The following is a 25,285-nucleotide window of genomic DNA, read 5'->3' as shown; positions in this document are numbered from 1 at the left end:
AGTTTATTTTATGTGTGAAATGTATTAGTACATGTTCAAAAGATGTATTATAATATAATCAGTTTATAAAAAGGTGGAGCATATGAAAAAGAGAATAAAATTTCACAGCATATATTACAGATTTACATTATTTATGCTTATGTTTTTTACAATGGTAATATATTTTATTTCGGGAGGTGGAGATATAATTATTGTAGGTCATCTGTTTAATTCAACAAAGCTTTGTACCGTATTAAATATAATATGGATTGTTATGTTTGTTGTATTTTCATTTATATTTACAAAATGTGTTATCTCAAAGGACGGGATTTATTTGAAAAAGATAGATTTGACGGTGCCGTGGGAGGATATATCAAATATTACATACACATGGATAAACGAACTTAGTATATACCAACATGAATGTTCATTTTATAATGTAAAAACAATGGTAGTATATAGACATGATTATAAGCCTATATGTATTTCAAATATTTCGGTATTGTCATTATTTGCCGTAAAGTATTTTTCTCCTACAGCTAAAGTGGATATAGTACTTCCCGTACTGACCACATTATTTAATGTGGGACTGAATGTAAGCGTATTGTATATAGGATACACCACGAAATTACTTACTGTTAAAGTAAAACCGGAACTTTTCTTTACTTTTTTAGGATTGTATTGCATAAAGTCTATAATATTGCCTATAGTGATGTTAAAACTGACAAATATGAGATACGGAAACTGCTTAAGGCATGGTAGCCTACGCAATCACAGCAATCCTGATACAATCAATATCTGAATATAAAAACTCTCAAACCGGCTTTGCCGGTTTGAGAGTTTTTTGTATTTGACATACAGTATGGTGGCATATACCGTATATTGTCATTTATACTATATAAAGGAATAGCTTTATATTACTTCTTAGGATAGAATCCGCTTGGATTTTCATCAAGTTTGATAAGTATGTTCTTCATCTGTGTATAGTGATCAAGGATAACCTTATGAGTCTCTCTACCGATACCGGAAGTCTTGTATCCTCCGAATGGAGCACCTGCAGGGATAGCATTGTATGTATTTACCCAAACTCTACCTGTCTCAATAGCTCTTGAAACTCTGAATGCACGGTTAAGATCCTTTGTCCAAACACCACCGCCAAGACCGTATACACTTTCGTTGGCGTACTTGATTACTTCATCTTCAGTCTTGAACTTAATGATAACTGCTACAGGTCCGAAGATTTCTTCCTGAGCTGCATAAGAGTCGTTGGTTACATTTGTGATAAGTGTAGGCTTATAGAATGATCCGTTTGCAAGCTCACCCTCTGTATAGCGTGAACCTCCGCATGCGATTGTAGCACCGTCAGCTACGGCTCTGTCTACACAAGCCTGAATCTTGGCTACCTGACCCTCATTAATCTGTGAACCCATCTGAGTATTGATATCAAGAGGATTTCCTACCACAATCTTGTTAAACTGGTCTACAGCTCTCTTTACAAACTCATCATAGATGCCTTCCTGTACAAATACTCTTGAACCTGCACAGCAAACCTGACCCTGGTTAAAGAGGATTCCAAGCTGTACACCGTCAATTGCAAGGTCAAGATCACAGTCGTCAAAGAATATATTTGCAGACTTTCCGCCAAGCTCAAGTGTTGCAGGGATAAGCTTCTGGGCTGCAGCCTTAGCTACAGAATATCCTACTTCTGTAGAACCTGTGAATGCAAGCTTTCTGAATCCGTTGTGATCAAGGATATACTGTCCCGATTTGCTGCCTGCACCTGATATAACATTGAATACACCCTTTGGAATGATATCCTTAACAAGTTTTGCAAGCTCAAGTACTGAAAGAGGAGTTGAAGAACTGCTCTTAAGTACCGTACAGCATCCTGATGCAAGTACAGGTGCAAGCTTCCAAGCAGCCATAAGGAAAGGGAAGTTCCAAGGAACTATCTGTCCTACTACACCGATAGGCTCTCTGAATACAAGTGAGAGTGTGTTCGGGTCAAGGAAGTTTGAAGTATCCTCCTCTGTACGAATTGCGGAAGCAAAATATCTGAAATGATCTGCAGCAAACGGAATATCTACATTTAAGGTTTCACGAAGCGGCTTACCGTTGTCAAGACTCTCGATATAAGCGAGGTCCTCTTTGTTTGCATCTATAACATCGGCAATCTTTAAAAGAATCTCGGCTCTCTTGATCTTATCAAGGTTTTTCCATGATTCAAAAGCTGCCCATGCCGCATTTACCGCATCATCTACATCTTCCTTTGTAGCCTCTGCCACACTTGCGATTTTTTCCTTGGTTGCTGGAGAGTATGTATCAAAAAACTTACCGTCCTTTGAATCTCTGAATTCTCCGTTAATAAAAAGTCCATACTTTTCGTCCGGTCTCTTTGCCATATTTAAAATACTCCTTTCGAGTTGTTAATCTTTAGTAAATTACTATAGATTGATTCTAGCATAAAAGAAAAATAAAAGCTATAGCTTTTGTAAAAGTAGATAATTTAACAAATGTAGATTGCTTACAACCAAATAAAAAGAGCATTTTTTATATCATTTGCTAATATTATACAGCTATATTCGTCATGTTTTTATCAAAGTACATAGAGATTGCATAAAATTTAAAAGCTTAAAATTGTAAAACATTGGTTAATATAGTCATATATATCAACACAAAATAAAAATATATCTAATTTTATATATCTTTTAAACTTTTTGTAACTATTATTTTTTGCTCTTATGTCGTATATTAGTAAGGCACAAAAGATGGAGGAAGATATGCAGAAAAGATATATTTGGACAGCAATAACATTAACCACATGTATTACAATGGCACAGGTGATGCCGGTTTTGGCAGGCCGAGTAATAGGTCATGCCTCGGCAAATTATGGGACTACACAGAATGTAAGTACGGATTTTAATTTTTTGGGAAGTGAAATGTATACATATCAAAAGATGGAGGGTGATATAAATCTTTTGAAACAAAAATATGAGGGTGTCACTTCAGATTCTATAGGCACAACACCTGACGGAAGAAATATGTACAGAATAACCATCGGTAACAAGGATGCAGGAAAGAAAATTTTGGTGGTAGGCGCTATTCATGCGAGAGAGTATATCACCACACCGCTTGTAATGCGTCAGATAAAGGAGATGCTTGATAAAAGATCTGAAGGCGATAAGAGTTTGGATGAAGTATGTATAGAGTATATTCCTATGGTAAATCCTGACGGAGTTGCAATATCACAAAGCGGTATTAACGGACTTAATAAGGAAGAGTCAAAAAAGAAATTGCAGGAGATTATAGACAGCTGGTCGGATTGGGGACTTAAGGAAAATCAGGACAAGTATAACTGGTTTTTGAACAAGTGGAAGAATAATCTAAACGGTGTGGATATCAACCACAACTTCCCGACTCAGGGCTGGAAGGACAGAGCGGACAGCAGGAAGAGACCTTCAAATGAGCATTATAAGGGACCAAGCGCAGGTTCAGAGAGTGAAACACAGTATCTCATAAATTTGGTAAACAGTGAAAAGTTTGCGGCGGTATTAAATTACCACGCACAGGGTCAGATTATATACTGGTCAAATCAACACGCTTCGGCGGAAGTGGCCGCAAAGGATAAGGCGATGGCTGATATAGTAGTATCACATACAGGTTACAAGCTTGTATCTCCTGAGGCTGACGGCTCCAAGTACGGTACAGGTTTTAAGGATTGGCTTGATTGGGAGAAGGGCATACCGAATGTTACGGTTGAGGTCGGTATCGGTACTTCACCTGTTCCTGAAACACAGATTGAGAATATCTGGCAGCAGAATAAGGGAGTATTACCTGATATTGTAAAGTATATTCTCGGAAAATAAGGTTACATTATGAATTTTACTAAACTTAGAAATATTTTCCTTATATTTATGGCCTGCTCCTTTTTGGGATGGATATATGAGGTATCGGTAGGTATATTTGAGACTCACGTAGGCTATGTAAACAGAGGATTTTTGTTCGGACCGTATCTGCCGATATACGGCTTTGGAGGGCTGATACTTATCATACTTCTTAAAAGAGTGAGAGATAAAGGTATATATATAGGCGGGGTCAATGTTTCATTTATCTTGGTCTTTTTGATTACAATGTTTATCACTACAGTACTTGAACTTTTGGGAAGTTATTTTATGGAATTTTTAATGGGCGATTGGCTTTGGGACTACAGCAATTATTTTTGTAATTTTGAAGGAAGGATTGCACTTTGGAGCAGTGTTAAGTTCGGTATAGGAGGTTTGATAATAATATATTTTATTGAACCTCTGATAAATATTTGTATCAAAAAGGCGAATAAAAGAGCGATAAATGTATTTTCTTTAATACTTGCCCTGATTTTTTTGATAGATTTAAGTTTTAGACCATTTTTAGGAAGCAATTTTCTCGGAAAGTGATATAATATAAAATCGGGTTGAGTATATTTCGATTCAAAACTAATTTTATTTTAAGTAAAGGAGTAAGTATGTCTAAAGGTATCGGATTTATTGGTGGCGGAAATATGGCCGCAGGAATAATTGGGGGACTTATAAAGAGAAGAGTTTTCTTGCCGGAAAATATATATGTAAAAGAGGCTGTAACAAAGAGAGAGTATGAGCTTAAAAGAGAATTTGGAATCTCTATAGTTGAGAGTGCGGAGGACTTGGCTTCAAGGGCAAACCTGATTGTATTTGCGGTAAGGCCTCAAGACGGTGAATCTGCTGCAAAGGAGATTTTGCCATACCTTGACGAGAAGAAGATTATAGTATCTTTGCTCGCAGGAATATCAATAGACAAATTACATAAATGGTTCGGAGAAAAGACGCATATTGCCAGAGTGATGCCGAATACAATGATAGAGTCTCAAAGAGGATACAGTGCTCTTGTATTTGACAAAGAATTTCCGAATGAGAAAAAAGAGAAGGTGACAGCTATTGTAGATGCTATAGGAAAGACTATGGAAATGCAGGAAAATCAGCTTGATGCTTTCACCGCTATAGGCTGTGCAGGTCCTGAGTGGCTGACACTTATTACCGCTTCTTTGGTAGATGCAGGTGTAAAGATCGGGCTTTCAAGAAGCGATTCAAAGCAGATTGTAATAGAGAATTTGATAGCTACAGGAATGGTTTTGGAGAAAACAAACAAGCATTTCTATCAGATTATTGACGAGATAAATGCACCGGGCGGAATAAGTATAGAGGGCTTGCATGTACTTGAAAAAGCCGGAGTACAGGGCAGCATAATGGAAGCTGTAGAGGCTGCATACAAGAAGACAACGGAAATCGGAAAGTAATATGAGTAAAGTACCTTCCTTAAGTATATTTTTTATGGGAGCGGCCGCTTTTGCAGGATTTTTGATACCGATTGTTCTGTTCATTTATTTCAGGAAGAATAAAAAGACTGATATATCACCTTTTTTTGTAGGATGCTTTGTATTTATATTCTTTTCCATGATACTTGAGACATCGGTTCACAAAGTAGTGCTAGGCTCATCTATAGGTGCAAATATTAAAAATAATATTGTACTGTATGCAATATATGGCGGAGCGATGGCGGCAGTCTTTGAAGAGTGCGGCAGATTGTTTGCATTTAATGTAATGTTAAAGAAGCGCAGAGATAAAGATATAAATGCGCTGATGTACGGTGCAGGACATGGAGGATTTGAAGCGGCGGCTATTTTGGGATTTACAATGATAAGTAATCTGACATTGGCTGCTATGGTAAATAACGGAAGGATTGAGTCGGTTTCAGGCAGTTTGTCCGAGGCTGCGCTTTCACAGCTTCAGACAAGTATCACCACATTGGCTACAACACCTTCTTATATATTTTTACTCGGTATAGTGGAGAGAATATCTACTGTAATCATACAAATATCACTTTCAGTTTTGGTTTGGTTTTCTGTAAAGGATAAAAAATCTTTGTTTTTTGTAGCGCTGCTTATACACTTTGTGGTAGATGCAATAACTGTAATTATGACTGGTACACATATACCTGTAGTCATAGTGGAGTCGGTTTTGGCAGCGATAGCGGTAGTAGCGGCACTGTTTGCAAGGAATATATATAGGAAAGAAGAAAATTAGGGTTTCATGTCAAGTGTTAAAGTGGGTTGATTTTTCAGCCCACTTTTATATTGGAGTTAATCATAGCATAAAGTTAAGATGTATTTTTATATGGTACGTGTTATAATTTTGGTAGAAAAAATGATATAAAAAGGAGCGGTTATGAAGAGGTTTTCATGGGTATTATCTATATTGTATCTTATTTTTTTATATGGGTGGATAGGGTTTGATATCTTTGTATTCAGTCAAATGGGGACGGAGTCAGGGGTTCATATTCCTGTTTTAATTATTGTAATTATAAATATGCTGTTTTTTACGGCACTTATGATAGCGGTGATAACGCAGAGTATAAGAAGCATATCTGCCATAAGGAATAAAAATATAAATTACTGTATAAACAGTTACCTTTTTTATAAGTATGCAGCGATTCCTGTTATATTGACCGCTATATTTATATCTCTATATATTATGCTTGGAGTAATCGTAATCACTCCGATGTCGTTTGTGATGCCTCAACTGTTGGTTATATTGCCTTTTTTATTGGCTTTTGCATTTATAATGTTACCTATAGTATGGACATTTGCGATTATAGCGGATATACCAAGCTTTATAGCGGCTGTTTGTATATTGGCATTTACTAAGAGTGAAAATAAAATAAGTTTAGGGAAATGTATCTTGCATTTTATTTTACAAATAATTCCGATAGTAGATCTTATAGATGGTTTGTATATAAGTATAAAATATTGGAAGAGAGGTAAGGTCGCAGCTGTTATAACTGCTTTTTGTGTTATTGTCGGTATGGCTGCATATTTTATTGTACCGGCATTGTAGGGCAGTAGCGTTTTTGAAACTGATAAAAATTGGAACCAGGTATGAGTGAAGATATGGATTTTGAGCAAAAAGATGATGTTGATACAAAAGAGATTTCAGATGATATGAACAGCAATGTTCAAGTGAAGAACAGCAAACTACCGATTATATTGTTGGCGCTGCTATACGGAACGGCATTGTATGGTTTTATATTTTCGTTTATAGCAAACATTATATTGTTAGGTTTGGCAATGGCCTTTGCAGTTACTTTATTTATAACGTTTTTTGTTGTTATGGTATTACAGGTGCGAAGTATTGAATCTGCTAAAAAGATAGAAGATATAGATTATTGCCTGAATACATACTTTCTATATAAGTATATAACGGCTCCCTTTATATGGAGTTGTGGAAGAATAGTGGCATCTATGGTTTTAATAACCGTTAAGTCGTCAGATGAGCCTATAGGTATTGCTGCAGCTTTTGGTTTATTACTTGTACCTTATATATTTATAGTATCTGTCTTAATAGGTTTGCCATGTATTATAGCCATAGATTTCATCTTGGATATTGCAAGAAAAAAATTCGGAATGAGTTCTTTTAAAAAGATGATACATTTTTTCTTGCAACTGATACCGATATTGGATCTTATAGACGGGTTTTATATAAGTATAAAATATTGGAAGAAAGGTAAGGTAGCTGCTGTTATAACTGCTTTTTGTCTAATTGTCGGTATGGCCGCATATTTTATTGTACCTGCACTGTAGGGCAGTAGTATTTTAAACAGAATATGAGTGAAGATATGGATTTTGAGAAAAAAGATGATGTTGATACAAAAGAGATTTTGGATGATAAGAACAGTGATGTTCAAGTGAAGAAAAGCAAACTGCCGATTATATTGTTGGCGCTGCTATACGGAACGGCATTATATGGTTTTGTATTTTCGATTATAGAAAATAATAGGTTGGGCGGATCGGCGACAGTTGTTGCATTTGCTTTATTTATAATGATTTTTGTTGCTATGATATTACAAATTCGAGGTGTTTTATCTGCTACAAAGATAGAAGATGTAGATTATTGCCTGAATACATACTTTCTATATAAGTATATAACGGCACCTTTTATATGTGGATGTGTAGGAATACTGTCCTATATTATTTTTGAGTGGATTTCAATGACGATTAAATCTGACCATCAATTGGTTACGTCTATTTTGATATTTTTATTTATTGCTTTTATTGTAGTAGTAGTACCATATATATTGGCATCATATGTTTTTATAGGATTGCCATGTACTGTAGCGGTGAATTGTATGCTGGATATTACAAGAAAAAAATATGGAATGAGTTTCGCGATGAGGACGATACATTTTTTCCTGCAAATGATACCGATAGTAAATATTATAGACGTTTTGTATATAAGTATAAAATATTGGAAAAAAGGTATGGGGTTGGCTATTTTGACAGTTTTATACAGCTATATTACAATGGCCGTATTAGCGCTTACATATTGGGTAATAAAGTCTTTAGGGTGATAATATTATGAAATTGATTGAACTGATAAGAAAAGATGATGATTTGAATACATTACTGATGAGAGAGTGTGATATATGCTTTTATAAGCAAAATCAGGATATTGTAATGTCCGAAAACGGTGAAATATATTCAATGTCTGCAAAAGCGTTTGCAGTTGACGGAAGCGGAGGAGAGTTTGTTATTTTGGAGGACGGCAGTATTGGGCTTATAAGCAGTGAGGGCAGTGTCGGAAGAGTGGCGGACAGCATAAAAGAACTTATAGTATTTTTGCTTCATGCCGGAAATGTTTTTGACTTTACCTGTAAGTATATATATAAGAATGAGAGTATATTAAAAAGATTTTGTGACGGATATTTATCATATATAAGAGAAGACTATAAGAAAAAAGGTGCGGACTTTGACAGTATAAGAAAAGGTATTGCAGACAGACTTGATATTACATTTAATCCTGAAAATCTGTATGAGTATGCAATGAAGTTTTATAAAGCTGCCAAAAGAAAGCCTTTATTTACATGTAAATTAGATGAGTATACCTGTGACGGCATACTTTGTGATATAGTAGGGGATTGGGAGCGCAAGCTTATGGGTATAAGAGATGAAGAAATAATATAAAGGAAAGATTTATGGATAGTATGGATGAGAATAACCCCGTATTGGTGGGACTCAGTGAAGCTGAAGTAGCGACAAGGGTTGAAAGAGGTGAGGTAAATAAGGCCGATATCAAGACTGATAAGACCAGAAGAGAAATTGTGTTATCAAATGTATGCACATACTTCAACCTCATATTTTTGATTATTTCAATATTTCTGATAGTGGTAGGATCTTTTAGAAATCTTACATTTCTTCCGATAATTATAGGAAACACTGTAATAGGAATAGTACAGGAGCTGCGTGCAAAGAAGACACTTGAGAAGATGAATCTTCTTAATGCACCGCATGCGGATGCATTAAGAGACGGTAAACTGCAAAATATTTTGTCACAAGAGCTTGTAAAGGATGATATAGTTTTATTGTCGGCAGGAAAACAAATCTGCGCGGATGCTACAGTTATAAGCGGATGCATCCACGTGAATGAGTCATTACTCACAGGTGAGGTGGATGAGATAGAAAAGACTCAAGGCAGTACATTGATGTCCGGAAGTTTTGTAGTATCCGGAGAGTGCTATGCAAAGCTTGAGAGGGTAGGAGCGGACTCATATATCTCAAGGCTCAGTATAGAAGCTAAGTCTATGAGCGGTAAAGAACAGTCGCAGATGATACGTCAGATAAATCTTATTGTAAAGGCTGTAGGTATTATCATAATACCTATTGCAATTATTTTGTTTTGGCAGAGCTTCTATGTAAATCATGATACCTTCAGTAAGAGTGTGACGTCTACAGTGGCGGCGATTATAGGCATGATTCCTGAAGGACTGTATCTTCTGACTACGGTTGCGCTTGCAATAAGTACAATGAAGCTTGCAGGTAAGAAGGTGCTTTTACATGATATGAAGAGTATTGAGACTTTGGCAAGGGTTGATGTACTTTGTGTAGACAAGACGGGAACCGTTACAGAACCCGATATGAAGGTGGAAGATGTTTTTCTTTGTAAATCAGGCAAACATGATACATTGCATGAGGAAGATTTAAAGAGACTCTTGGCGGATTATGCATTTGCATCCAAGGATAATAATGCGACTATGAAGGCGTTAAAGTTATATGCAAGCAGTATAAAGATATACGGCAGGAAAGTGCCTCTTAAGATATCGGCTTTTTCGTCCACACTTAAATACGGAAGTATCACCTTTGATGACGGCTGCTATGTACTTGGAGCTCCTGAGTTTATTCTTAAAAGTAATATAACAAAGTATGAAAACGATATTTTGCCTTATACAGAGAGGGGCAGCAGAGTACTGCTTTTTGCAAAGTATGAAGGTGACGATATTGAAAACGGGATTGAGAAAGATGTACTTCCTCTCGGATTTATATCTTTTGCCAATCCGATAAGAGCGAATGCTGTAGAGACATTTAATTACTTTAAGAGTCAGGATGTGGCTATAAAGGTAATTTCAGGAGACAATCCGCAGACCGTCTCACAGATTGCAGTTCAGGCGGGTATAGAAAATGCACAGCATTATATTGATGCATCTTTACTTGACAGTGATAAGAAAATAGCGGAGGCTGCAAATAATTATACAGTTTTCGGGCGTGTGACTCCAAAACAAAAACAGTTGCTTGTAAAGGCGTTACAAAATAGCGGACATACCGTGGCTATGACAGGTGACGGTGTCAATGATATACTGGCTATGAAGGATGCAGATTGCAGTGTAGCAATGGCATCGGGAAGTGAGGCAACAGCACAGGCGGCACAGGTTGTACTTTTGGATTCGGACTTTGCACATATGCCGGATCTGGTATATGAGGGCAGAAGAGTGGTCAATAATATTGAACGTTCTGCAAGTCTGTTTCTTGTAAAGAATATATTCTCACTGCTTTTATCCGTGCTTTCGGCGGTATTTATGTTCACATATCCGCTTGAGCCTGCACAGATTTCATTTGTAAGTATGTTTACTATAGGTATTCCGGGATTTTTATTGGCACTTGAACCTAACAAGCACAGGATTAAAGGAGATTTTCTTAAGAATGTACTTATAAAGGCATTGCCGGGTGGATTGACTGATGTTATCGCGGTATTTGCGATAGTAATGTGCGGAAGTGTATTTGAGATATCTGATGACAGTATCGGAACCATAGCCACTATGATAATGTCGGTTGTAGGTTTTATGATTTTATGTAAGATAAGTGAGCCTTTCAACACAAGAAAGTATATGATTATAGCAGGCAATATTTTCGGTTTTATATTTGCAGGGCTGTTCTTCGGCAAGCTGTTTGCACTTACAGATTTGTCCGGAGTAAGTATTTTGTTGATGGTTATATTCGGATTCGGAGCCGAGTCGGTATTTAGAAATCTTACCATACTGGTGGAAAATATACAGATATTGTATGTAAAAAATAAGGAAAGAAAAAATAAAACGGAGTAAATGTATGAGAAGCTGTCATATTATATCGACAGCTTCTTATTTTTACTGTAATATTCATTATAGTAATTGATGTTGAGCTGGAAGAGAGGAGGATACCTTGAGAGAATACAGTCCGATTTTTAAATTGAGCGATAAAATGATAAATTCGCTTACACAGATAAGTGAGGAAGTAGGCAGAGTAAGTGTGCTTTTTGAGGGTAAGATAAGCGTAAATGCAAAGAGCTTCATAATAAATAAAGTACATACTTTACTGTTGCTTGAGGAGTACAGTCTTTCACCGGAGTATATAGAGGATATTATAAGAGGAGAGAAGATTGCTAAAGATTATAAGGAAAGTACACTTGCGAAAAATCTTTTTGAAGTATATGAAATGTCAGCAAAAATAAATCCCTGTTCCGTAAACGATATGCTCTTTGCGTATAAAATGCTTTTAGGTTCTATAGATACGCTCTCATATGAGTTTAGGGAAGACGGTAAGAATGATGGTGCTATGTTTGAAACGGATTTGATACCGTCAAGATTCGTGCCGGGGGCTATAAGGGATGTGTTGGAGTGGTATAAAAGAAGTGAGCTTCACCCTCTTATAAAGAGTGCCGTATTGTATTTTGAACTTGAGTTTTTGAAGCCGTTTAAAGAATATAACGGAATCATGTCAAGGCTGTGGTTTGATATGCTGCTTTGCAGGTGGAAGGATATCTTTTTACTTATATGTGTTCATGATAATCTTATAAAGAGAAGGGATGAATACAAAGAGGTATTGTATGATGCCTACAAGACAGGAGAGTTCAACAGGTTTGTAGAGCTGATGCTTGAGACGGTGTATGAAGCATTAAAAAATGCGGATATACCTAAGGCAGGCGGTAAAGTTGCTGAACCTGAAAATATAAATAAGAGTTATAAAAATGAGGCTATGGATGAGAGCGTTGCAGTAAAGCCTACATCTTCGTTTACAAATAAGCTTTTGGAGGTTATGGGTGACGAGGTACTTTCTACAAATGAAATAATGCTCAGACTCGGTATGACTCATAAGCCTACATTCAGGAAGAACTACCTTAATCCGGCTATAGAACTCGGTCTTGTAGAGATGACATTGCCCGGTAAGCCAAGAAGCAGACATCAAAGGTATAAGAAAATATCATAATCGCATATTGCAATATCATATACGCTAAACATATTCGGAAAAATGACTGTGGTGAATCGACTATTATAGAGTAAAACACTGTACAATGCAGCGATTAAGTTGCAAGAAAAAACATGCGATACAACGATTAAGATAGCGACTAAGATTATAAATAAGCTAACGAATAAGAAATAAGACGAAACGACCAAGGTTAAAACAGGCAATATAGATAGGTCTTTGTAAATAATATCAGAAATATGTATATTTTCATTCCATTTCTGTAGCTGTTGTGATATTATATAAAAAGTATTTTTTAGTGAAAATTTTGTAATAAAGACAGGAGATTATACAGATGCAGGGCTTAAGAAGCAATGAAGGAGAAGATTTTGAAAAGTTTCTTGGTATTGTAGAAGAAGAGGCCAAAAAACTCGGAGGTGTATTTTTTTGCGATACCTTTGAAGGAAGAGATATTTCATTGAATGATATGAAGGTTTGCGATCTTGGAGGATGGTTGGTGCCTGAGAGTGAGGTCGAAAGCTTTGAGTCTATTTATGAAAAGGGTGAGGATGAGAAGCTTTGGGAGGATGACAAATGGTATAATATGTACATCTTTGTAAACTACTCTCTTGATGCCGACAATAATTTGGCTCTCAATTTTGATAAGAAATAAAATAAACATATTGACGAATCTGTACTTTGTGGTATAATGATATAGATTTTGAATTTCACAACCGGAGGGAGGTTAGATCTTAGATGTCAAACGTGATTGTGAAAGAAAACGAGAGTCTTGACAGTGCACTTAGAAGATTTAAAAGAAATTGTGCTAAGGCAGGCATTCAACAAGAAATTCGTAAGAGAGAGCATTACGAGAAGCCAAGCGTAAGACGTAAGAAAAAGTCTGAAGCAGCTAGAAAGCGTAAGTTTAATTAATTGCGTGTTTTCACAACCTCGGTCATTTGACCGGGGTTTTCTTTTTAAACAGATAATTTTAAGGAGAAAATATTGAGCATTATTGAAAATATTATAGATATACCTATGGAGCATGAAAGGAATGTCTGCGGAGAGTTTGACGTATATTTAAAGAAGATTGAGAGAACTCTTAAAGTCAGTATGATTGCCAGAGACGGAAGCATAAAGATAATAGGACCTAAAGCCTATGTGGACAAGGCAAAGTCGGTCTTTAACAATCTTATCGAACTTTCAAAAAGGGGCAATCAGATTGCAGAGCAGAACGTGGATTATGCACTTTCATTATCATTTACATTGGAAGACGACAAGATACTTGAGATAGATCAGGATGTGATAGCCAGAACTATTTTGGGCAAGCCTATAAAGCCTAAGACTTTGGGTCAGAAGCAGTATGTGGATCTTATAAGGAACAAGATGATAGTCTTCGGTGTAGGACCTGCCGGTACGGGTAAGACATATTTGGCTATGGCTATGGCGATACAGGCTTTTAAAGACGGTGCCGTAAACAGGATTATTCTTACAAGACCTGCTATTGAGGCCGGAGAGAAGCTCGGATTTTTGCCGGGAGATCTGCAAAGTAAGATAGATCCTTATCTGAGGCCGCTTTATGACGCGCTTTATCAGATAATGGGTGCGGACAGCTTTTTGCACAATCAGGAAAAAGGTCTTATAGAGGTGGCGCCTCTTGCATATATGAGAGGTAGAACCCTTGATAATGCTTTTATAATACTTGATGAGGCACAAAATACCACTCCGGCACAGATGAAGATGTTCCTTACAAGAATAGGTTTCGGCTCAAAGGTGATAGTGACAGGAGATCAGAGCCAGAAGGATTTGCCACAGGGACAGACATCGGGACTTGATATTGCGCTGAAAATACTTAAGAATATTGATGATATAGGTGTTTGTATGCTTACCAATAAGGATGTTGTTCGTCATCCTTTGGTACAAAAGATTGTAGAAGCCTATGATATATACGAAAAGAAAAATATGTCAAAGGATAAGGAAGATAAAAAAAGATTTAGAAGATAAGCCTTTAGGCTTTGGCGAGGGAGTATGACTATAGAGATAAGCTATGAGTCTGAAAAGAAACTTGATATACCGTATGAAGAGATAGTAAACAAGATGGTGGTATCTGCACTTGACTTTGAAAATTGTCCTTATGAAGCCGAAGTTTCGGTGACCTTTGTGGACGATGAAGAGATAAGGAAGATAAACAGTGAATACAGGGGAATTGATAAGTCTACAGATGTTTTATCATTTCCTTTTAACGAGTTTGAAATCCCCGGAAACTTTGATAATATTGAAGAGAGTGTGGATGCATTTAATCCTGAGACCGGTGAGCTGTTGCTTGGTGATATTATACTTTCCACAGATCATATAAAAGAGCAGGCTATAGAATACGGTCACAGTGAGACCAGAGAACTTGCGTTTTTGGTGGTACACTCCATGCTTCATCTGATGGGGTATGATCATATGGTGGATGAAGACAGAGTAGTTATGGAAGACAGACAAAGAGAAATTTTGGAGCTTGAAGGGATTAGCAGATAATGCCGGTTAAAAAGACAAAGAGTAGATCTAATAATTTTTTGGTTCAGGGAGCCATATTGGCTGTAGCAGGAATACTTGTAAGACTGATAGGACTTGCGTATAGGGTTCCGCTTCTTAGAATTATAGGAAGTGAAGGTATGGGATACTATTCCACAGCATACAATCTATATGCAATAATTCTTTTGTTGTCCTCATATTCATTGCCGCTTGCGGTAAGCAAGATGGTTTCGGCAAGGATTGCAAAAAATGAGTACAGGAATGCGGGAAAGATACTTAGAGCGGCTTTAATCTATGCAACTATAGTAGGCGGAATAGGATTCGGTATTGTGTTTTTCGGCGCGGATTATTTTGCAAGCAGTCTGTATCAGATGCCTTTGGCAAAGTATGCGCTAAAAAGCCTTGCCCCTACCATATGGATAATGGCTTACCTTGGAGTGTTTCGCGGATATTTCCAAGGACATTCCACAATGGTGCCTACAGCCGTTTCACAGATTTTTGAACAGGTGGTAAATGCGGCGGTATCTGTAGGAGCGGCATACTATTTGTGTGAGATGGCGATAAAGGGTGCAAAGGGAAATGATGTAAAGGCGGCTTACGGTGCGGCGGGAGGCACTATCGGTACAGGTGCCGGTACCGTAACGGCTCTTTTAATAATATTTGTATTCTTATTTTTGACCGCAGATAAAAGGCGTAAGAGTCTTAGAGAGGACAATACTTCAAAGAAAGAGAGTTTTTCGCATATCACAAAGGTGCTTGTGCTTACTGTTATACCTGTTATAGCTTCCACAGCAATTTACAATATAAACTCGGTACTTGACGGTATGGTTTTCGGACAGAGCATGAAGGCGCTGGGGCTTGAGTATGAGACTTCAAGGCTTTACGGCATATATACCGGAGGGTATCTGGTGCTTGTAAATGTACCTGTGGCGATAGCGAATGCAATGTCGTCTTCTTTGATTCCTACCGTTTCAAGGAGCTTTTCAAGGGGCGATAAGGGAGATGTGAACTCAAAGATTTCTATGGTAATCAGATTTGCAACTATGGTAAGTTTCCCTTGTGCAATAGGTCTGGCGGTGGTTTCGGTACCTGTTATGGGGATACTGTTCAATTCTGCAGATGATGCAATATTGGCTTCATATCTTATGATTATAGGTTCGGCTGTAGTTGTGCTTTATTCCATATCCACAGTTACAAATGCTATATTACAGGGTACCAATCTTATCAACAGACCTGTAAAGAATGCGGCCATATCACTTGTTATCCATTTTATTGTTTTGTATATATTATTGTTTGCGTTTAAGTCAAATGTAATAGGGTTGGTGTTCGGAAATATGGTATTTGCACTGTCTATGTGTATATTGAATGCAAGAAGTATAAAGAAGAATTTATACTACAGGCAGGAAGTGATAAAGACATTTTTAATGCCTTTTATCTGTGCAGGTATTATGGGAATAGCTGTGTATATGGCATATGCAGGACTTAGAATGTTTACACAGAGTAGAGCTTTTCTTACAATGATACCTGTAGCGGTAGGTGTTCCGGTATATGCGATACTTTTGATAGGTACAAGGACAATCTCAAAGAATGAGATATTGCAGATACCTAAGGGCAAAAGGTTGGTAAGTATTTTACAGAAAGTCAGGCTTTTGAAATGAAAGTTGGAATTATTGGCGGTGGAGCAGCAGGTATAATGTCTGCTCTATTTGCGTGTAAGGGAAAGAATGAAGTTACGGTCATAGAGCACAATGACAAACTTCTAAAGAAGATACTGTCAACCGGAAACGGCAAATGTAATTTTACCAATACCAGAATGGAAGTTGCAAATTTTCACAACAATTATAAAGTGATTGAATTTACAGACAGATTCGGCCATTTTGATACGATAAAGTTTTTTAACAGTATCGGAGTGGTGGAGTATATCAGAGACGGATATGTTTATCCGGCTTCGGAGCAGGCCGCTTCCATAAGAAATGCACTTTTGATGGAACTTAACAGATATGACGCGGATGTACTTTTAAATACATATGTAAAGGATATAAAGTTCTCTGAGAAAGGATTTTTTGTAGATGTCTGTGATACACAAAAAAAGATAAGTAAATTATACTTTGATAAGCTTATAGTGGCTACAGGGCTTAAGGCCGCTCCTAAGCTTGGAAGTGACGGATCTTTTTTACCTGTACTTGATAAGCTGAATATAAAGTATAAACCTCCTTTGCCGGCACTATGCGGTATTAAGCTTGATGATAAGCTCTTTTTTAAGATGACATCAGGTGTCAGGGCAAAGGGTGAAATATCTGTATATTGTGATAATAAAAAGATTGCAGGTGACTTCGGAGAGCTGCAGTTTGCAGACAGCGGTATTTCGGGTATCCCCACATTTCAGGTGAGCAGATATGTAAGTAAAATGCTTTATGAAAGAAAAAATGTAATTGTAAGGCTTGATATGTTCTCACATATCGGTGATATAGAAAAGATACTTAACAGCAGAAAAAATATACCTTCATTTATTACAATGGAGGACCTTGGCAACGGGCTTATAAACAGTAAGCTTTGGCTTGGAATACTTGAAGCCGCCAAAATCTCTCATGATATGAAAATAAAAAAGATTGATAAAAAAAGCTTTGACGGACTTGTTTCACTTTGTAAGAAGCTTGATTTTAAAGTAAAGGCAAGCGGTGATTTTGACAAGGCACAGGTATGCACAGGAGGAATTCCGCTAAAAGATGTGGACGAAAATCTGATGTATAAGTCTATAAAAAATCTGTACTTTGCAGGTGAAATACTTGATGTGGACGGAATATGCGGAGGCTATAATCTGCAGTGGGCATGGACATCGGGATATATAGCAGGAAACGGATTATAAAGGTGAGAATATGTTACATATAAATTCTTTGCAACTGGGTGTACATCATGATGAAAATGATTTAAGAAAAAAGATAGCGAAGACTGTCGGTTGCAATATAGATGAGATAAAGAGTATAGAGATAAAAAAGAGATCTGTAGATGCCAGAAAAAAGCCTGAAATTTTTTATTCTTATTCTATAGATGTAAGTGTGAGTAATGAAGAAAAGTATTTAAAAAGAAATAAAAGTTTAAGTCTTGCAAAGCCTGTAATATATGCCTATAAGGATGCAAAAGTGCTGAAAGCGGCTGATATTAAAAGACCTGTAGTGGTGGGCTTCGGTCCGGCAGGTATATTTGCGGCGCTATTACTGGCTAAAAACGGGTTAAAACCTATAGTAATAGAGCGCGGTGAATGTGTGGAGGAAAGAAAAGAAAGTGTAGACAGGTTCTGGAATGAGGGCAAGTTGAATCCGGAATCCAATGTTTCATTCGGTGAAGGCGGCGCAGGTACATTCTCAGACGGCAAGTTAAACACCTTGGTAAAGGATACTTTCGGAAGAAATAAGTTTGTACTTGAAACCTTGGTGGAATACGGAGCTCCTAAGGAGATACTTTATGACAACAAGCCTCATATAGGAACCGATCTTTTGACGGGTATAGTCAAGTCAATCAGAGAAGAGATAATAAGACTTGGAGGAGAAGTAAGATTTGATACCAAGCTTATAGATATAGAGGATATAAACAAAAAAAGTAAGTATATAAAGGTATTAAATACAAAGACAAATCAGACGGAATATATACCTTGTGAGGATATAATTTTGGCGCTCGGACACAGTGCAAGAGATACTTTTAAGTTGTTAAAAGACCTTAATATTTATATGGAACCTAAGGCTTTTGCACTGGGAATAAGAGTATCACATTCACAATATCTTATAGATGTATCACAGTACGGGAAAAAGGAAGCGACATTTTTATCGCCGGCACCGTATAAGCTTACATTCAGATCAAGCTTTGACAGAGGTGTGTACTCATTTTGTATGTGCCCCGGAGGATTCATAGTGAATGCTTCCACAGAAGGTGAAAGAATTGCCGTAAACGGCATGAGCTACCATAAAAGAGACTCAGGTGAAGCCAATTCGGCCATAATTGTAAGTGTATCTGAAGAAGACTTTGATAAATTTGGCGACAAGGACGACCCTCTAAAGGGAATAGAGTTTCAAAGGCGACTTGAGGAAAATGCGTATAAGATGGGAGAAGGCAAAGTACCGGTGCAAAGACTGGCAGATTTCTTAGACGGTGTGGAAAGTAAGGACTTTGAAACTGCAGACCTTAAGATAAAAGGTGCTACAAAGATATCAAGAGTTGACAAGCTTTTCCCTACGGAAATCTATGAGAGTATGAAAGAGGCTTTTAAAGATTTTGACAGGAAGATAAAAGGCTTTATAAATGAGGACGCCTATGTGGCGGCTATAGAGTCAAGGACTTCATCTCCGGTAAGAATAAGCAGAAATGAGGTGCTTGAGTCAAATATTGCAGGCATATACCCTTGCGGTGAGGGCGCAGGATATGCAGGCGGCATAATGAGTGCGGCTATGGACGGGCTTAAGGTAGCAGAAAGAATTATTGAGAGTTACAAGGAGAGGTAATGGAAATAAGAAAAAAGGTAAGAGATGCCAAAAGGATTGTTATAAAGATAGGCTCTTCAAGTATCACACACAGTGAGACGGGTGAGCTCAATCTTTCAAAGATAGAAAAACTTATAAGGCGGATAGCCGATTTGAAGGGAGCGGGTAAGGAGGTAATACTTGTTTCATCAGGTGCTATTGCAACAGGCAGACATTCACTCGGAATAAATGAAAAGCCGTCAACTCTATGTGAAAAGCAGGCACTTGCCGCAATCGGTCAGGCCAGACTTATAATGGAATACAGAAAGCTTTTTTCAGAGTACAGTATCAGAATAGCACAGATTTTAATGACAAAGACCACTATCACGGATGATACCTACCGTGACAATGCAAAGGCTACATTTACACAGCTTTTGACATACGGTGCGGTGCCTATAGTCAATGAAAATGATACTATTTCAACATATGAGATACAGTTCGGAGACAATGACAGACTTTCCGCTTTGGTGAGTGCATTGACTGAAGCCGACCTTCTTATACTTTTGTCGGATATTGACGGGCTGTATACAGATGACCCGAATACAAATAAGGATGCGAAGTTTATCGACTATGTGGACGACGTTGACAAATATATGAGTATGGGAAAGTCCACTTCAAAGTCAAATCTTGGAACAGGCGGAATGTATACAAAGCTTTTGGCGGCGCAGATAGCCACCAATTCAGGATGTGATATGGTAATTGCAAGTGCAAGCGATATGAGTATAATAGAAAATATTGCAAGGGGTGAAAAGATAGGCACATATTTTCCGGCTAAACAAAATAAGGATTTTGATTGGCTGAATTGTTTGGAATAAGAGGTGAAAGATGGATAATATAAAGATTGACAGAATAAATACATTGGCACATAAGCAAAAGAGTGTAGGTCTGACCGAGGAAGAAAAGAAGGAACAGGCAGAGCTTAGAAAAGAATATTTGGAGGCTGTGAAAGAAAACTTAAGAGCGAGCCTTAATAATGTGTCAATAAAGGAAGCTGACGGCAGCATTACAGACCTCGGCAAAAAGTTCGGAAATAAAAATGACTGAGAAAATAACTAAGAAGGAAGCCAGAGAACTTTTACTTAAAAAAAGGAATTCACTTACAAAAGAGGAAGTGCAATCTGCAAGTGAAAGCATAATAAAAGATATTGACGCTATATTAAAAGAGTCAAAAAACGCAGTGGTGCTCGGATTTATGCCGCTTGGAAATGAGATAGATTTAAGACCGCTGTTTGAAAAGATTCTAAGCGGATATTATAAGGAAAATTACAATATAGATATAGCTTTGGGGCTTCCAAGAGTCTGCGGAAAGGATATGAAGTTTTTCAGAGTATACTCACTTGACAATCTTGAAAAATCAAAGTTCGGAATACTTGAGCCAAGCCTTTCATGTGAAGAGATTATTCCAAAAGGCGCAAAGGTATTGGTACCGCTTATCGGCTTAAACAAGCGAGGTCACAGGCTTGGCTTCGGTGCCGGATACTATGACAGGTACTTTTGTCTACACAGTGAGAATACTCTTATAGGACCGGTATATGATTTTCAGACCGATATAGACTTTGAAGCAAATGAGTATGATATTGTGATGGACCATATTTTAAAAGCAAGATAGAAAGAGGATTATGGAGAATTTAATACCTACAGAGGAACCTTTAAGACAGGAATATTTTATGTCTGAGGTCAATGATATAATACACGCAGGGGCGATAGACAAGGGGAGATACCCTACATATAAGGTGGTCACTTTCGGATGTCAGATGAATGCAAGAGATTCCGAAAAGCTCTCGGGAATACTTAGCGGAATAGGCTATATAGAAGCTGAGAATGAAGAGGATGCCGACCTTGTACTGTTTAATACCTGTACGGTAAGGGAAAATGCAAATGACAGACTTTACGGCAGAGTGGGACAGTTAAAAAAGAGCAAGGAAAAAAATCCGGATATGATTATAGGTATCTGCGGTTGCATGATGCAGGAAGCCGAAGAGGTGGAGAAAATCAAAAAATCCTACCGACATGTGGACCTTGTATTCGGAACCCACAATATTTATAAGCTTGCGGAGATACTTTTCGATCATCTTAAGACCAAGAAACAGGTTGTGGATGTAATGGAAAGTGCAGATATGATTGTGGAAAAGCTTCCTAATAAGAGGCAGTTTTCTTTCAAATCAGGTGTAAACATTACATTCGGATGCAATAACTTTTGCAGCTACTGTATAGTGCCTTATGTAAGAGGCAGGGAGAGATCAAGAAAGCCTGAGGAAATAATAGATGAGATAAAGAGTTTGGTGGCTGACGGAGTAAAGGAAGTTATGCTTCTCGGACAGAATGTGAACTCATACGGTAGGGGACTTGATGAAAAGACAAACTTTGCAATGCTTTTGGATGAAGTTTCAAAGATAGAGGGTCTTGAGAGATTAAGATTTATGACTCCTCACCCTAAGGACCTTTCAGATGAGGTCATAGAGGTGATGAAGAAAAATAAAAAGATATGTAAGCATCTTCATTTGCCGTTGCAATCCGGAAGTTCTTCAATTCTGAAAAAGATGAACAGAGTTTATACCAAAGAAGGGTATCTTGATTTGGTAAGGAGAATAAAGGCGGCTATTCCCGATATCTCTCTTACAACCGATGTTATTGTAGGATTCCCGGGAGAAACCGAAGAAGATTTTTCAGACACTTTGGATGTGGTAAAGGAGGTCAGATATGACTCGGCATTCACATTCATATATTCAAAGCGTTCGGGAACACCTGCCGCAAAGATGGAAGATCAGATAGATCCTGATATAATCAAGGACAGATTTGACAGACTGTTAAAGACCGTTCAGGATATAGCGGCAGAGAATACAAAGAAAAATGAAGGAAAATGTATGCCTGTTTTGGTAGAGGGCGAGGATGAGCATCTTGAAGGATATCTTACCGGAAAGCTGGAAAACAACCTTACAGTACACTTTAAGGGCGGAAAAAGAATGATAGGCGAAATAGTTGATGTTTTCCTTGATGAGGCAAAAGGCTTTTACTATATGGGGCATATACAGACAAGTGAGGAATAAATGGCACTATCTCCAATGATGTCAAAGTATCTGGAGACTAAGGACGAGTATCCGGATTGTATACTTTTTTATCGCCTCGGCGATTTTTATGAAATGTTTTTTGATGATGCGACTATGGTGGCAAAGGAGCTTGAACTGACTCTGACAGGCAAGGACTGCGGACTTGAAGAGAGAGCTCCTATGTGCGGTGTGCCTTATCATGCGGCGGAAACTTATATAAACAGACTTGTGCAAAACGGACATAAGGTGGCTATAGCGGAGCAGATGGAAGACCCTAAGCTTGCAAAGGGCCTTGTAAAAAGAGAAGTTGTAAGAATTGTGACTCCGGGCACAATAACAAGCAGCGGAGTACTTGCAGATGATAAGAATAATTATATCATTTCAATATTTTATATTGATGAGAGATTCGGGCTTAGCATATGTGATATATCCACAGGTGATTTCTTTGTTACGGAACTTGTTACAAGCAGAGAACTCTTTGATGAGATACAAAAATATCAGCCTACCGAGATTATATGTAATCACGCCTTTGAAATCAGCGGTATTTCACTTGATGAGTTGAAGAAAAAATATAATATAACAATAACTCCGCTTGACAATTCATATTTCAGCGAAAAAAGTGGTATTGATATATTAAAAAAGCATTTCAAAGTATCAAGTGTTGAAGCGCTTGGACTTTCGGAGTTTTTAGATGCAACCATTGCTTCAGGTGCCATGCTTAAGTATCTTTATGATATGCAAAAAAGTTCATGTGCACAGATAGTGAGTATATCCGCCTATAAAAACGGTGATTATATGATTGTGGATACAAGCTCAAGGAGAAATCTTGAACTTGTAGAGACTATGAGAGAAAAAAAGAAAAGCGGCTCCTTGCTCGGTGTACTTGATAAGACAAGTACGGCAATGGGTGCAAGAATGCTCAGAAGCTTTTTGGAGCAGCCGCTTATAAACAGAGAGAGAATACTTAACAGGCAGGAAGCCGTAGCAGAGCTTTTTGAAAGATATATAGACAGAGAGGAGTTAAGGGAGTATTTAAACCCTGTCTATGACCTTGAAAGACTTATGGCAAGGGTTGTGACAAAGAGTGCAAATACAAGAGACCTCTTGGCGCTGTCATCTTCCATGAAGATGATCGCTCCGATAAAGGAAGTTTTAAATACCTGTACATCGAGTGAGATAGTAAAGATAAATGAAGGACTTGATAAACTTGAGGATATTACAGATATTATAGACAGGTCGATAAATGAGGACAGTCCGCTTTCACTGAAAGAAGGAAATATAATAAATACAGGTTATAATGCCGAGATAGATAAGCTCAGGCAGGCAAAGACGGAAGGCAAGAACTGGCTGGCTTCTCTTGAGGCGGATGAAAAGGAAAAGACAGGTATTAAAAACCTCAAGATAAAGTACAATAAAGTCTTCGGATATTATTTTGAGGTAACCAATTCGTTTAAAGATATGGTGCCTGACTACTTTGTGAGAAAGCAGACACTTACAAATGCGGAAAGATATACTACAGACAAGTTAAAGGAACTTGAAAATATAATTCTCGGTGCCGAGGACAAGTTAAACAATTTGGAGTATGAGGTATTTGTAGAGGTAAGAGATATTGTTGCAGACAATGTAAACAGAATACAGTCAAGTGCCAAGTCGCTTGCGTATATTGACGCCATATGTTCACTTGCGACAGTTGCATACAATAATAATTATATAAGACCTCAAATAAACACAAACGGAGTTATAGATATAAAAGATGGCAGGCATCCTGTGGTTGAAAGTATGTTAAGTGATGATTCATTTATTGCAAATGATACATATCTTGATCAGAATAAGAAGAGAATGTCTATAATTACAGGACCGAATATGGCAGGTAAGTCAACTTATATGAGGCAGACGGCTCTTATATGTATGATGGCTCAGATAGGAAGCTTTGTACCTGCAAGTCAGGCAAGTCTATGTGTATGTGACAGGATATTTACAAGAGTGGGGGCTTCAGACGACCTTGCAAGCGGTCAGTCAACTTTTATGGTGGAGATGACGGAGGTTGCAAATATTCTAAGAAACGCCACAAGAAATTCTTTGGTTATTTTGGATGAGATAGGAAGAGGTACATCGACCTTTGACGGACTTGCTATCGCATGGGCGGTGGTTGAGCATATTTCAAATACAAAGCTGATAGGCGCAAAGACTCTTTTTGCAACACATTACCATGAACTGTCGGAGCTTGAGGGCACAATGCCGGGAGTAAACAACTACTGTATCTTGGTCAAGGAAAGAGGAGACGATATAGTATTCCTAAGAAAGATAGCGGCAGGAGGTGCGGATAAGAGCTACGGTATACAAGTTGCCAAGCTTGCAGGTGTACCCGACAGTGTGACTGAAAGGGCGAAGGAGCTTATAGAGGAGCTTTCAAGTGCGGATATCGCCACAAGGGCAAGAGAAATAGCCGAGGCGACTCCAGCCGCCTCAAAGAGAAAGCCTGTGAAAAGGACCGATGAGGTTGAGGCGGGACAGCTCTCTTTGTTTGATGCGATGAACAATGATACAATTATAGATGAAATATCACAAATGGACATTACTTCTATGACTCCTATGGATGCGCTAAATACATTGTATAACCTGCAAAATAAGATAAAAAACAGGATATAATTTTTAAAATCAGGTTTTTTAAAAGG

At 37.7% G+C, this 25,285-nt stretch carries 24 protein-coding genes; 23 read left to right on the top strand and 1 reads right to left on the bottom strand.

The window, feature by feature from the left end:
• Positions 1 to 82: 82 nt before the first annotated feature.
• Positions 83 to 781, top strand: coding sequence for a hypothetical protein (locus tag ACO6FI_RS04160; protein ID WP_485456238.1), 699 nt, complete (start codon positions 83 to 85; stop codon positions 779 to 781).
• A gap of 115 nt (positions 782 to 896) precedes the next feature.
• Here ACO6FI_RS04160 and ACO6FI_RS04155 read toward each other — a convergent pair whose 3' ends face one another.
• Entirely contained in the window at positions 897 to 2,381 is a 1,485-nt protein-coding gene (locus tag ACO6FI_RS04155) for an aldehyde dehydrogenase family protein (RefSeq protein WP_485456237.1), read from the bottom strand.
• A gap of 378 nt (positions 2,382 to 2,759) precedes the next feature.
• Between ACO6FI_RS04155 and ACO6FI_RS04150 the strand changes: the two genes are divergently transcribed.
• From ACO6FI_RS04150 to mutS, 22 genes are all read left to right on the top strand, one after another.
• The gene (locus ACO6FI_RS04150; RefSeq protein ID WP_485456236.1) at positions 2,760 to 3,845 is read left to right on the top strand and encodes a M14 family zinc carboxypeptidase; all 1,086 of its coding nucleotides are present in this window, start codon (positions 2,760 to 2,762) and stop codon (positions 3,843 to 3,845) included.
• A gap of 9 nt (positions 3,846 to 3,854) precedes the next feature.
• Positions 3,855 to 4,412 (top strand): putative ABC transporter permease, encoded by a 558-nt coding sequence (locus ACO6FI_RS04145; RefSeq protein ID WP_485456235.1) that lies wholly within the window; start codon positions 3,855 to 3,857, stop codon positions 4,410 to 4,412.
• A gap of 68 nt (positions 4,413 to 4,480) precedes the next feature.
• Positions 4,481 to 5,287 carry a pyrroline-5-carboxylate reductase gene (gene proC, locus ACO6FI_RS04140; RefSeq protein WP_485456234.1) on the top strand — a complete coding sequence of 269 codons (807 nt, stop codon included), beginning with the start codon at positions 4,481 to 4,483 and terminating at the stop codon, positions 5,285 to 5,287.
• Between the two features lies 1 nt (position 5,288).
• Positions 5,289 to 6,074 (top strand): YhfC family intramembrane metalloprotease, encoded by a 786-nt coding sequence (locus tag ACO6FI_RS04135; protein ID WP_485456233.1) that lies wholly within the window; start codon positions 5,289 to 5,291, stop codon positions 6,072 to 6,074.
• A 141-nt stretch (positions 6,075 to 6,215) separates the two neighbouring features.
• Positions 6,216 to 6,884 (top strand): DUF6652 family protein, encoded by a 669-nt coding sequence (locus tag ACO6FI_RS04130; RefSeq protein WP_485456232.1) that lies wholly within the window; start codon positions 6,216 to 6,218, stop codon positions 6,882 to 6,884.
• Between the two features lie 41 nt (positions 6,885 to 6,925).
• A complete protein-coding gene (locus ACO6FI_RS04125; protein WP_485456231.1) occupies positions 6,926 to 7,627 on the top strand; it encodes a hypothetical protein in 702 nt (233 codons plus the stop codon).
• Positions 7,628 to 7,662: 35 nt separating this feature from the next.
• Entirely contained in the window at positions 7,663 to 8,394 is a 732-nt protein-coding gene (locus tag ACO6FI_RS04120; protein ID WP_485456230.1) for a hypothetical protein, read from the top strand.
• Positions 8,395 to 8,401: 7 nt separating this feature from the next.
• A complete protein-coding gene (locus ACO6FI_RS04115; protein ID WP_485456229.1) occupies positions 8,402 to 9,007 on the top strand; it encodes a hypothetical protein in 606 nt (201 codons plus the stop codon).
• Positions 9,008 to 9,018: 11 nt separating this feature from the next.
• Positions 9,019 to 11,415, top strand: a complete 2,397-nt coding sequence (locus ACO6FI_RS04110; RefSeq protein WP_485456228.1) for an HAD-IC family P-type ATPase — start codon at positions 9,019 to 9,021, stop codon at positions 11,413 to 11,415.
• 97 nt (positions 11,416 to 11,512) lie between these two features.
• Complete coding sequence (locus ACO6FI_RS04105; protein WP_485456227.1) at positions 11,513 to 12,556, top strand: Fic family protein; 1,044 nt, start codon at positions 11,513 to 11,515, stop codon at positions 12,554 to 12,556.
• A gap of 331 nt (positions 12,557 to 12,887) precedes the next feature.
• A complete protein-coding gene (locus ACO6FI_RS04100) occupies positions 12,888 to 13,205 on the top strand; it encodes a hypothetical protein (protein ID WP_485456226.1) in 318 nt (105 codons plus the stop codon).
• A gap of 83 nt (positions 13,206 to 13,288) precedes the next feature.
• Complete coding sequence (gene rpsU / locus ACO6FI_RS04095; protein ID WP_005539624.1) at positions 13,289 to 13,465, top strand: 30S ribosomal protein S21; 177 nt, start codon at positions 13,289 to 13,291, stop codon at positions 13,463 to 13,465.
• Positions 13,466 to 13,537: 72 nt separating this feature from the next.
• The gene (locus ACO6FI_RS04090; protein WP_485456225.1) at positions 13,538 to 14,536 is read left to right on the top strand and encodes a PhoH family protein; all 999 of its coding nucleotides are present in this window, start codon (positions 13,538 to 13,540) and stop codon (positions 14,534 to 14,536) included.
• A gap of 24 nt (positions 14,537 to 14,560) precedes the next feature.
• Positions 14,561 to 15,055, top strand: a complete 495-nt coding sequence (gene ybeY / locus ACO6FI_RS04085) for an rRNA maturation RNase YbeY (protein ID WP_485456224.1) — start codon at positions 14,561 to 14,563, stop codon at positions 15,053 to 15,055.
• Positions 15,055 to 16,710 (top strand): putative polysaccharide biosynthesis protein, encoded by a 1,656-nt coding sequence (locus ACO6FI_RS04080; RefSeq protein WP_485456223.1) that lies wholly within the window; start codon positions 15,055 to 15,057, stop codon positions 16,708 to 16,710. Before ybeY ends, ACO6FI_RS04080 begins: the two co-directional genes overlap by 1 nt.
• Positions 16,707 to 17,918 carry an aminoacetone oxidase family FAD-binding enzyme gene (locus ACO6FI_RS04075; RefSeq protein WP_485456222.1) on the top strand — a complete coding sequence of 404 codons (1,212 nt, stop codon included), beginning with the start codon at positions 16,707 to 16,709 and terminating at the stop codon, positions 17,916 to 17,918. The genes ACO6FI_RS04080 and ACO6FI_RS04075 overlap by 4 nt, the downstream gene beginning before the upstream one ends.
• Positions 17,919 to 17,928: 10 nt before the next feature.
• Positions 17,929 to 19,545 (top strand): NAD(P)/FAD-dependent oxidoreductase, encoded by a 1,617-nt coding sequence (locus ACO6FI_RS04070; protein ID WP_485456221.1) that lies wholly within the window; start codon positions 17,929 to 17,931, stop codon positions 19,543 to 19,545.
• A complete protein-coding gene (gene proB, locus ACO6FI_RS04065) occupies positions 19,545 to 20,378 on the top strand; it encodes a glutamate 5-kinase (protein WP_485456220.1) in 834 nt (277 codons plus the stop codon). The genes ACO6FI_RS04070 and proB overlap by 1 nt, the downstream gene beginning before the upstream one ends.
• 10 nt (positions 20,379 to 20,388) lie before the next feature.
• Positions 20,389 to 20,607, top strand: a complete 219-nt coding sequence (locus tag ACO6FI_RS04060) for a DUF896 domain-containing protein (protein WP_288916878.1) — start codon at positions 20,389 to 20,391, stop codon at positions 20,605 to 20,607.
• On the top strand, positions 20,600 to 21,172 hold the full coding sequence (locus tag ACO6FI_RS04055) for a 5-formyltetrahydrofolate cyclo-ligase (protein ID WP_485456219.1): 573 nt from the start codon (positions 20,600 to 20,602) through the stop codon (positions 21,170 to 21,172). Before ACO6FI_RS04060 ends, ACO6FI_RS04055 begins: the two co-directional genes overlap by 8 nt.
• 10 nt (positions 21,173 to 21,182) lie before the next feature.
• A complete protein-coding gene (miaB, locus tag ACO6FI_RS04050; protein WP_485456218.1) occupies positions 21,183 to 22,610 on the top strand; it encodes a tRNA (N6-isopentenyl adenosine(37)-C2)-methylthiotransferase MiaB in 1,428 nt (475 codons plus the stop codon).
• Positions 22,611 to 25,259 (top strand): DNA mismatch repair protein MutS, encoded by a 2,649-nt coding sequence (mutS, locus tag ACO6FI_RS04045; RefSeq protein WP_485456217.1) that lies wholly within the window; start codon positions 22,611 to 22,613, stop codon positions 25,257 to 25,259.
• Positions 25,260 to 25,285: the final 26 nt, after the last annotated feature.

This window comes from Lachnoanaerobaculum sp. (assembly GCF_057250505.1).
Note: the sequence above shows the minus strand (reverse complement) of the source record. Positions and strands in the feature narration are given on the sequence as shown.